At 65.4% G+C, this 5,227-nt stretch carries 10 protein-coding genes; 5 read left to right on the top strand and 5 right to left on the bottom strand.

Annotation, left to right across the window (positions count from 1 at the left end):
• Nucleotides 1-70: 70 nt before the first annotated feature.
• Nucleotides 71-361, bottom strand: a complete 291-nt coding sequence (locus MKK75_RS14580; protein ID WP_244043274.1) for a hypothetical protein — start codon at nt 359-361, stop codon at nt 71-73.
• A 102-nt stretch (nt 362-463) separates the two neighbouring features.
• On the opposite strand from MKK75_RS14580, the gene MKK75_RS14575 reads away from it, so the two are divergent.
• From MKK75_RS14575 to MKK75_RS14560, 5 genes are all read left to right on the top strand, one after another.
• Complete coding sequence (locus tag MKK75_RS14575) at nt 464-706, top strand: helix-turn-helix domain-containing protein (protein WP_244043273.1); 243 nt, start codon at nt 464-466, stop codon at nt 704-706.
• On the top strand, nt 703-960 hold the full coding sequence (locus MKK75_RS14570) for a hypothetical protein (RefSeq protein WP_244043272.1): 258 nt from the start codon (nt 703-705) through the stop codon (nt 958-960). The genes MKK75_RS14575 and MKK75_RS14570 overlap by 4 nt, the downstream gene beginning before the upstream one ends.
• Nucleotides 957-1,115: a hypothetical protein gene (locus MKK75_RS14565; RefSeq protein WP_244043271.1), complete on the top strand. Its 159-nt coding sequence runs from the start codon at nt 957-959 to the stop codon at nt 1,113-1,115. Before MKK75_RS14570 ends, MKK75_RS14565 begins: the two co-directional genes overlap by 4 nt.
• Nucleotides 1,116-1,425: 310 nt before the next feature.
• Nucleotides 1,426-1,548 carry a hypothetical protein gene (locus MKK75_RS35745; RefSeq protein ID WP_279593887.1) on the top strand — a complete coding sequence of 41 codons (123 nt, stop codon included), beginning with the start codon at nt 1,426-1,428 and terminating at the stop codon, nt 1,546-1,548.
• A gap of 404 nt (nt 1,549-1,952) precedes the next feature.
• Nucleotides 1,953-2,165: a cold-shock protein gene (locus MKK75_RS14560; protein WP_244043270.1), complete on the top strand. Its 213-nt coding sequence runs from the start codon at nt 1,953-1,955 to the stop codon at nt 2,163-2,165.
• A gap of 438 nt (nt 2,166-2,603) precedes the next feature.
• On the opposite strand, the gene MKK75_RS14555 is transcribed toward MKK75_RS14560, so the two are convergent.
• From MKK75_RS14555 to MKK75_RS14540, 4 genes are all read right to left on the bottom strand, one after another.
• Complete coding sequence (locus MKK75_RS14555; RefSeq protein ID WP_244043269.1) at nt 2,604-2,888, bottom strand: PITH domain-containing protein; 285 nt, start codon at nt 2,886-2,888, stop codon at nt 2,604-2,606.
• 120 nt (nt 2,889-3,008) lie between these two features.
• Nucleotides 3,009-3,230, bottom strand: coding sequence for a hypothetical protein (locus MKK75_RS14550; protein ID WP_244043268.1), 222 nt, complete (start codon nt 3,228-3,230; stop codon nt 3,009-3,011).
• A 488-nt stretch (nt 3,231-3,718) separates the two neighbouring features.
• Nucleotides 3,719-4,084, bottom strand: a complete 366-nt coding sequence (locus tag MKK75_RS14545) for a hypothetical protein (protein ID WP_244043267.1) — start codon at nt 4,082-4,084, stop codon at nt 3,719-3,721.
• A 4-nt stretch (nt 4,085-4,088) separates the two neighbouring features.
• Nucleotides 4,089-4,346, bottom strand: coding sequence for a hypothetical protein (locus tag MKK75_RS14540; RefSeq protein ID WP_244043266.1), 258 nt, complete (start codon nt 4,344-4,346; stop codon nt 4,089-4,091).
• Nucleotides 4,347-5,227: the final 881 nt, after the last annotated feature.

The raw sequence follows: 5,227 nt of genomic DNA, 5'->3' as shown, positions 1-5,227 counted from the left end.
GAGGGCTCGTGGCGGCAGAGCGGTGGGTGAAGGGGTGCCCCGTGGCGGGGCGGGTCAGGTCGCTAGGGGATCAGTGCGCGGCGGCGCGGTGGGCGGCCTTGGCGACCTGCCAGGTGGCCTTGAGAGCGGAGGACATGGCCTCGGCGCGGGAGACGCCGCAGCGCTCCTGGATGCCGGTGGCGGCCTTGCAGGCAGCGGCCATGATGGCGGCGCGGTCGTAGCGGCCGGCGACGACAAGGGGGCGGGCGCGGGCGCCGATCTCGATCAGCACGCGGGCGCCCATCAGGCCGGCGGGGATCCGCGGGCGGCTGTCGCGGCCGGCGCGGTCGATCTGGGTCCAGGAGACGGTGCGGTGGGACATGGGCTTGGCCCTCAGGGCTGCATCTGATACACTTTGGGTGTAATGCTGATCCCCTGAGGTGTCAACACCTGAGAGGTAACGCGATGATCCTGAGGTGTATTTGTGTTGACGGCTGAGCAATTACGGGCCGCACGGGCGCTGATCCGATGGGAGCAATCGACCGTTGCCGAGAAAGCCGGCGTCTCGGTTGAGACCGTGAAGCGGCTCGAAAAGTTGGATGGCCCCTTGCTGTCCACCAAGACGGCCACGATCCACGCGCTTGAGGCTGCGTTCCGTGCTGCAGGCGTCGACTTCACCAACGGCGGCGAACCTGGCGTGAAGCTCCGCCGGAAGGATCAGCCGTGACCTACACCCTCCAGCAGCTCGCCGCCGGCAGCTACGACGTGCTCCTCGACGGCCACCCCGTCGCGGCTCTCGTGTGCGAGGTCGACCGGAGCGAGGCAGTGCGGGGATGGCTGATCGAGTTGCTCGACGATGCGTCACCGGCTGAGAGACCCGCGCCCTTTACGGCACAGAGCCACGCCTTCGAGACCCGCGCGGCCGCGCTGGAATGGCTCGGCATCCACGGGGAGGGCATCTCCGATGCGCCGCCTGGATGAGGATCACGCCCGCTCGCCTCGTGGCTCTCGGCACCACGTTTGTCTTCGTCATCGCCGTCCGAACGCTGGACGCGATCGGCGTGGAGGATGCGACCAGGGTCGGTTTCGTGGCAGCGGTGATCGCGATCATCCTCACGTGGGCCTTCGCGTCGTGATCACCAGCCTAAAGTTCATCCTCGAAAACGGTGGCGGCGCTGGGATCCGGCTCCGGGAGCGGAAGGGGCGAACGCGTGATCAACGGCTACGTATGGCTGATCATCGGCGCTCTGATCGCTATCGGGATCATAGGAGCGATCGTCTACTTCATAGCCGCACGGCACGATTGACCCTGCGGTGACGGGCGCCGCAAGGTCAGGCGGAGGATAGACACGGCCAGGAGCGGAAGGGGTGATCACAGGTCCGCAGATCCTTCAGGCGCGCTTATCTGTTCGCTGGGGACCCGCAGAGCTAGCCAAGCGAGCCAAGGTGCCTCTCAGCGTCGTGCTGCGGGCTGAGGCCAGCCCCGGTGAGCCAGCCATCACGATCGCGCAGCTGAACGCCCTGATGCAGGCTCTGCGCGCCGCCGGCGCTAACTTCCCGCCCTATTGACCGGATGCACGGTCGGATCAGTGAGCGGCAGATGAGTTTGGAGGCCGGGGTCCGGAGTTGAACCGGACGTGCGGAGCTTTGCAGGCTCCTGGCTGGACGCTCACCCACCTGGCCGTCCCCTCTGAAGCACTCCGCTGGAGGCGGGTCTAGGCTTAAGGCGGTGCAGGATCCTCAGATGGCTGCCCAGAGCCTTAGCGTTCTCTTACCGATGAGGACCACCGTCCTGGATTTCATCCCCGAGAACGGCGGCGGGGCCGGGATCTGGTTCCGAGAGCGGAAAGCATGAGCGCTCTCGTCACCGATGCTAGGAACGGTAAGCCCCTCCCGGAACACAGGGCAAGATGCGCAGGTTCGAGCCTGACAGCACGTCGCGTTGGCGTGCGAGAGACGACTAGGACACCTCTATGGCTACCGGCACTGTGAAGTGGTTCAACGAGACCAAAGGCTACGGCTTCATCCAGCCCGATGACGGCAGCGGCAAGGACGTGTTTGTCCACATCTCGGCTGTCGAGCGCGCCGGAATGCGTAGCCTGAACGAAGGTCAGAAGGTCTCCTACGACGTCGAGGCCGACCGTCGCAGCGGCAAGGAGAGTGCCGCCAACTTGAAGAGCGCCTGAGGCTTCTCGATCTGGGACCCTGACGGATCGTGCCGTTGAGGACGGGCTAACCGCGCTTCGTCATGCTGATCTTGGGCCGCGTCGCGTACTGGTCCCCTCGCCGTGAGGAACGGCACTGAGCCCCGCCAGCCCGTGATCAGATCGGGCGGCGGAGCAATAGCGGATCTCAGGCAATCGCCTGCGGATGCGGGGAGAGCGTACCGGAGTAGGTCTCAGGCTTGAGCGGGCAGCCGCCGTGAGCCCGCCGATGCGTAAGGGTCTTGCGGAAGTCAGGGCCGCTGTAGGCGCCGTCGACTGACACGCGCCCATGGCAGGCCGGGCACCGCTTTGAGAGCAGCTCATAGTGGCGTACCGCGTCATCCAAGCTGACACGGTGCCACGCGCCCTGGATCTTCACTTCGCAGCTTTGGGTGAGCGGTACGTGAGTTGGGGACGGGTTCATGCCGGGCTGTCCTCGTCCTCGGCGTCCCAGCCTTCCATCTTCTTGACCGTGTCGCTGAACGGCACCGTGAGTAGAAGTTGAGCGTCCTCATCCTTGATCTCGAACGAGCACACGAACCAGTCGCGGATGATGAGTGTCCGGGTCCTAGCGATATGATCGCGCGCCGCGCTCAAGGCGCGCTCACGCGCGGCGTTCAGGTCAGGAAACTCCTCGCCTTCTGGGTCCACCGCCAGCCCAGCAGGCCCAGGACGGTGTCGAACGTTGAAGTAGTAGCGCGGCATCTCACACGCCCTCGATCAGCATAGCCGGCACGTCGAAACCCAGGCCGCGGGCACCCCCGTCCAGGCACCGCATCATGTGCTGCGTGACAGTCCGCTCGTATTGGGATGGCTCTTCGCTCATCACCCTGACCGCTTGGCATTCCAACTGCCGCTGCACTCGACCAAGCCGCCTGATGTGCGCCATGTGCCGCTGCCGCCGCCCTTCGCGTCGAGGTTGCCGGAGATTGGCACCTTGTTCGCACCGCTGGTGATCGTGGCCTGTACGGTGCCGCCCGCCGACACGCCGCCGTCGATGTCGACCTCCTGCCCGGGGATTGAGGCGTCGCTGTCCTTGATCTGCACGTGATAGCTTGTGCTAGCCGAGCATAGGCCCTGGGCCGTGGTAGCAACGATGGTCCATGCTCCATCGTATTGGTTTGGAACTCGCACCTTCCTCGCCGCAGCGCTGATTGGACAGGCAGCGGCTGCCATGAAGCCAGCAGCAGCGGTCAGGGCGAATAAACGAGGCATAGGGTGCTCCGACGGTCGCGCCGTCGGGACTGACTTCGCGCCCGGTAAACAATGGCATGGCCCAAACTGTTTCCGGATTTTGGGACCTTCACCCGTTTACAGACAACATACTTCGGTAGCTCAATCTGGTGCGAGCGGAGCAGTCCGATGATCAAGCAAATGCCGGAGCTACAGAATTCGGCTCGACTCTGGTTCAGCACGGCCTTGGCAGTCAGCTCGGCGGCGAGATCCCGCATCATGGGCAGCGCGCAGGTCTGCGTGTGCTGATCTCGATGCCGATAATCCGACTGGCGCCGAGAGCGGGACCGGATCGGGCACCCTCAACGCCACAGTGCGCTGAAAGTCTGATCGAAGTCCGTGACCAGGGTTCGGTTGCAGAAGCGGTGCAGGACGGGTCCGTCCGTGGTGCCCTCGCGCATCTCGATAGACTCGGTATTCTGGTCGTAGGAGAAGGTCAGGTGGCGGCCGCCGAGGGTGGTCGACAGGATGGCTTTGGCACCCGCTGGGTCCTGCATCAACTCGGTCGATCCCGGCGCAGCGCGCCACATAATCCCGCCCAGCAGCGCTAGGGTGACCGCCTTCATCTGCAGATCCTCGCCGTCGGACTGCGCGATGACGCTCACCGCGTACTGCCGCACGGCGTCAAGGTCGGTCTTTTCGGATCTGAAGGGAGCGAGCAGGGCCATCAACTTATTCCCGTCTCGTCGTGATGTCCGTTGCGCCCGTCGAGGTGGCGGAATAACCGCCCCAGCCTTCTGTTGAGACCGGCGACGTTCCACCCCAGCCCTCCGCGCGCCACGTCGCGACGCGCAATGTCGGGTCGACTGAGCCGTGGTCCTTCAGGATGCCCATCACGCGGTCCCGCTGGGCGTCTGCGACTACGAGGTTCAGCATCGCCGCGCCCTGCCTTAGCTGCACGCAGCAGGCGTCCAGCGCCTCCAGGGGCACGCCGATCGCCCGGAGTCTCTCCCGGAGGCCGGGGCCCGTCAGGAAGCGATACTCTCGCCTCGGCGCGGCCGTTATCCAGATCGGAGGGAGGGACCACGTGCTGGATCGCCCGCTCGGGGATACCAGCCGCGATCAGCGTCGCTGTCGCCGCCTGCGCCTTGCTACGGCTCTCATACAGCGCGAGAATGCCGAGCCCTGCAGGCGAACCATCTCTCGGAAGCAGAGATCCCTCCGGCCGTTCGACCGTATCTTCCTCGGATGCGATCTCCCTTCGCGCCGTAGCGATGAACGCGGCGCGCTGGTCTGCGCTCAGCACGAAATCAGCGTTCATCGTGGATCCCTTCGTAGAGGAGGGATCCGACCACATCCGGTCGCCCGGCCCGTTGTCGAGGAAGTTCCGCCGTGCGCGTTCGAGCACCGCGGCCTCGACCGGATCATCGTTCGCCATCTCACATGGACTCATGGGTTAACACTCCGCACCGCGGGCTGCGGATATGCTGGATTACCCCCGGGCACACCGCTGCTGTTAGCCGACGATGGGGCATCTGCCTTGCCAGTCTCAGAGCCGGTGATCTGCTTGCGCGATGCCGCCTGGCTCTGGCTGGCATAGTCGGGTGGCGAACTCGCGCCCTGCCAGATCATCAGCCCGGCCAGGGATGTCAGCATCAGGCCGACGCTGACGATCAGAACGTAGAGGGCCGGCCTGCCGCGCTTGCCCTGGCGGCTATCTTGACCGGAGGGTCGCCGAGAAGCGGCCGCCGCGCGGCGCGATCTGGTTCACGTAGTCGAAATGCGCGAAGGTCGGCGGGTACTTCAGCTCGCCGAAGCTGGAGAGGCCGTGGCGCTCCCCGTCCTCGGCCCGCGCCGGCCCGATCGCCGCG

It is taken from the genome of Methylobacterium sp. J-030, assembly GCF_022829545.1.
Taxonomy (GTDB): Bacteria; Pseudomonadota; Alphaproteobacteria; order Rhizobiales; family Beijerinckiaceae; genus Methylobacterium.
This window is presented reverse-complemented; position numbering and strand designations above follow the sequence as displayed.

Bases quoted from the DNA above. Each gene is read 5' to 3' on its own strand.
- MKK75_RS14565 (WP_244043271.1), top strand. From the start codon at position 957: ATGAGGATCACGCCCGCTCGCCTCGTGGCTCTCGGCACCACGTTTGTC.
- MKK75_RS14545 (WP_244043267.1), bottom strand. From the start codon at position 4,084: ATGGCCCTGCTCGCTCCCTTCAGATCCGAAAAGACCGACCTTGACGCC.
- MKK75_RS14555 (WP_244043269.1), bottom strand. From the start codon at position 2,888: ATGCCGCGCTACTACTTCAACGTTCGACACCGTCCTGGGCCTGCTGGG.
- MKK75_RS14560 (WP_244043270.1), top strand. From the start codon at position 1,953: ATGGCTACCGGCACTGTGAAGTGGTTCAACGAGACCAAAGGCTACGGC.
- MKK75_RS14580 (WP_244043274.1), bottom strand. From the start codon at position 361: ATGTCCCACCGCACCGTCTCCTGGACCCAGATCGACCGCGCCGGCCGC.